The organism is Streptomyces synnematoformans, from assembly GCF_039531005.1.
GTDB classification, from domain to species: domain Bacteria; phylum Actinomycetota; class Actinomycetes; order Streptomycetales; family Streptomycetaceae; genus Streptomyces; species Streptomyces synnematoformans.
The window spans coordinates 1-1,983 of sequence record NZ_BAAAPF010000593.1; the positions used below are offsets into that span (position 1 = coordinate 1).

Annotated in this window: 3 protein-coding genes; all 3 read right to left on the reverse strand. The window is 67.5% G+C overall.

Annotation, left to right across the window (positions count from 1 at the left end; translation table 11 throughout):
• Window positions 1-93: 93 nt before the first annotated feature.
• Entirely contained in the window at window positions 94-531 is a 438-nt protein-coding gene (locus ABD317_RS36335; RefSeq protein WP_344296232.1) for a hypothetical protein, read from the reverse strand.
• A complete protein-coding gene (locus ABD317_RS36340; RefSeq protein WP_344296228.1) occupies window positions 465-1,217 on the reverse strand; it encodes a transposase in 753 nt (250 codons plus the stop codon). Before ABD317_RS36340 ends, ABD317_RS36335 begins: the two co-directional genes overlap by 67 nt.
• Window positions 1,218-1,631: 414 nt before the next feature.
• The gene (locus ABD317_RS36345; protein ID WP_344296230.1) at window positions 1,632-1,904 is read right to left on the reverse strand and encodes a hypothetical protein; all 273 of its coding nucleotides are present in this window, start codon (window positions 1,902-1,904) and stop codon (window positions 1,632-1,634) included.
• Between the last annotated feature and the right edge of the window lie 79 nt (window positions 1,905-1,983).

A 1,983-nucleotide genomic window follows, 5' to 3' on the forward strand; every position in this document is an offset into this window, starting at 1 on the left:
CATCGGTGCGCGTGCAGGCGGCCTTCACCGGGCACTGGCGGCAGTCGTCCGGCGCGAACTCGACGTTGATGTAGGGCGCGAGGGAGGGGGGCGTCACCACCAGCGGCTCACGTTGCCCTGCGGGCAGGTGACCTCTTTGGCGTCCCAGTTGATCGTGATGGCGTCGCGGTGAAGGACGGTGCCCTTGCGGGACTGGCGGGCGCTCTTGGCCCGGATCGGTCCGACCAGGCCGACGCCGTGTTCGCGGGCGACCCGTTGTTTCAGTGCGACGGAGAGGTAGCCGCCATCGACGAAGTGCTCCTTCGACAGCAGGTTCCTGTGATCGAGGTTGGCCAGGATGCCGGGGAGGGCCTTGGTGGTGGTCACGTCGGTGATCACGCTCGGCGCGTCGGGATCGCAGGTTTCGGTGACGTGGGCGAGGAAGCCCCTCCAGCGGGTCTCGCCGCGGCGCGCGTAGCGGGCGGTCAGGTCGTAGGGCGAGACGATGGCGACGGCTGAGGGCGGAGGCCGGCGTCCCCTTGCTCCCGCCACTTCGGGCGGTCCTGGGCGTCGATGAAGTAGTTCTGCACGAAGATCTGGCGAAGGGCCTGGACCTGCTCACCGTCGCGGAGGGCGGGCAGGTAGCGGTGGACGTAGCGCAGGAGCAGGCGGGCGTCCTCGCCGGTGTCCTTGATCCGGGTCTTGGGCTTGGAGGGGTTCTTGCCGAGCCGGGCCGCGCGGCCGTAGCGCTTGCCCCAGTCTTCTGTCACGAGGGCGACCAGCTCGTGCGGGGCCCGGCGGGCGAGTTCCTCCAGGGCAGCTCGCATGGCCTCGGTGACCAGCTCCAGGCGGGTCAGATCGCGTACCGCGGCAAGGACGTGGGTGGAGTCGGTGCGCTGTCGGCCGCGTTCCCGGAGCAGGCCGACAGCCCGGATCTTCTCAAGCGCGAGGTCCAGCAGCTTGTCGGCCCGGCCTCCCCCGGCCAGGCGCTCGCGGAAGTCGGCCAGGACGCTGTGGTGGGAGCCGAGGTCCTCCAACTCCATGCCCAGGGCGTATTTGAAGTCGATGCGGTTGCGCACGGACTCGGCGGCCTGCCGGTCGGATAGCTCCAGCAGGAACTGCAGGACCGACACGGTCGCCAACTGCGCAGGTGACAGGCCCGGCTTGCCGTCCCGGGGATACCACTCCTCGAAGTCCTCGTCATCCCAGAGCCCGTTGAGATGGTCACGGATGGCCATGGCGGTGGTGCCCCCTGGGGTTACTCGCCCGCGCGACCCGCACGGTCAGCTCGGGAATCACGCAGCCGGTACGAGGGCGAACACACATCTCAGGGCCTCCGGAATCGCGGAGCGCCAACCGTCCCACCCGCACAGCTCACCGAGCCCACGGTTCCCGGCCCGGCCGCCACGAACGAGTGAACGCGATCCTCACTCCGACCACTCCAGCCACTCGGGCAACGGCAAGCACGAACGAAGCGTTCGCCCAACGGTCACCGCCGCATCACCGCCACCAGGGAATTCACCGCCCTACCGGCACAGCCCTGACCAGGGCAAACGAGCCACTGCACCAGCGCGACGGCCACGCTGGACGACCCCAATTTCCAAGATCCCTGACAGCGTCACCCACTCAGAAATCAGGCGGTGGATCAAGGCTCAGCCGTAGATGACGGCGGTTCCGTAGGCCGTGTACTTGGGTTCGTATCTGTCGTCCGATATGAGGCCGGGCCGTAACCGGGGTTGCGCGACGACACGGATGCCTATGACGGCATTGGCGTCGTCGCGTGCTGCGATCTTCCGAAGATCCCACACGGCATATGACACAGAGTCATACTCACCACTCCAGACCATCCACGAAGACGAAATGTGCTCGCCCTGCAGGGGTAGTTCCGTCGTCAGCAGGCGGACATCAGCGGGGTTCTTGGCCATCCGCCCATACTGGAGAAGGGCTGATCAGCTTGGAAGGGAGCAGCGAGTGTGAGCGTCCGCGCCTGCACGCGCACCGATC

What these genes read in the sequence shown, in the direction of transcription:
- ABD317_RS36345 (WP_344296230.1), bottom strand. Translation starts at nt 1,904, where the DNA reads ATGGCCAAGAACCCCGCTGATGTCCGCCTGCTGACGACGGAACTACCC.
- ABD317_RS36340 (WP_344296228.1), bottom strand. Translation starts at nt 1,217, where the DNA reads ATGGCCATCCGTGACCATCTCAACGGGCTCTGGGATGACGAGGACTTC.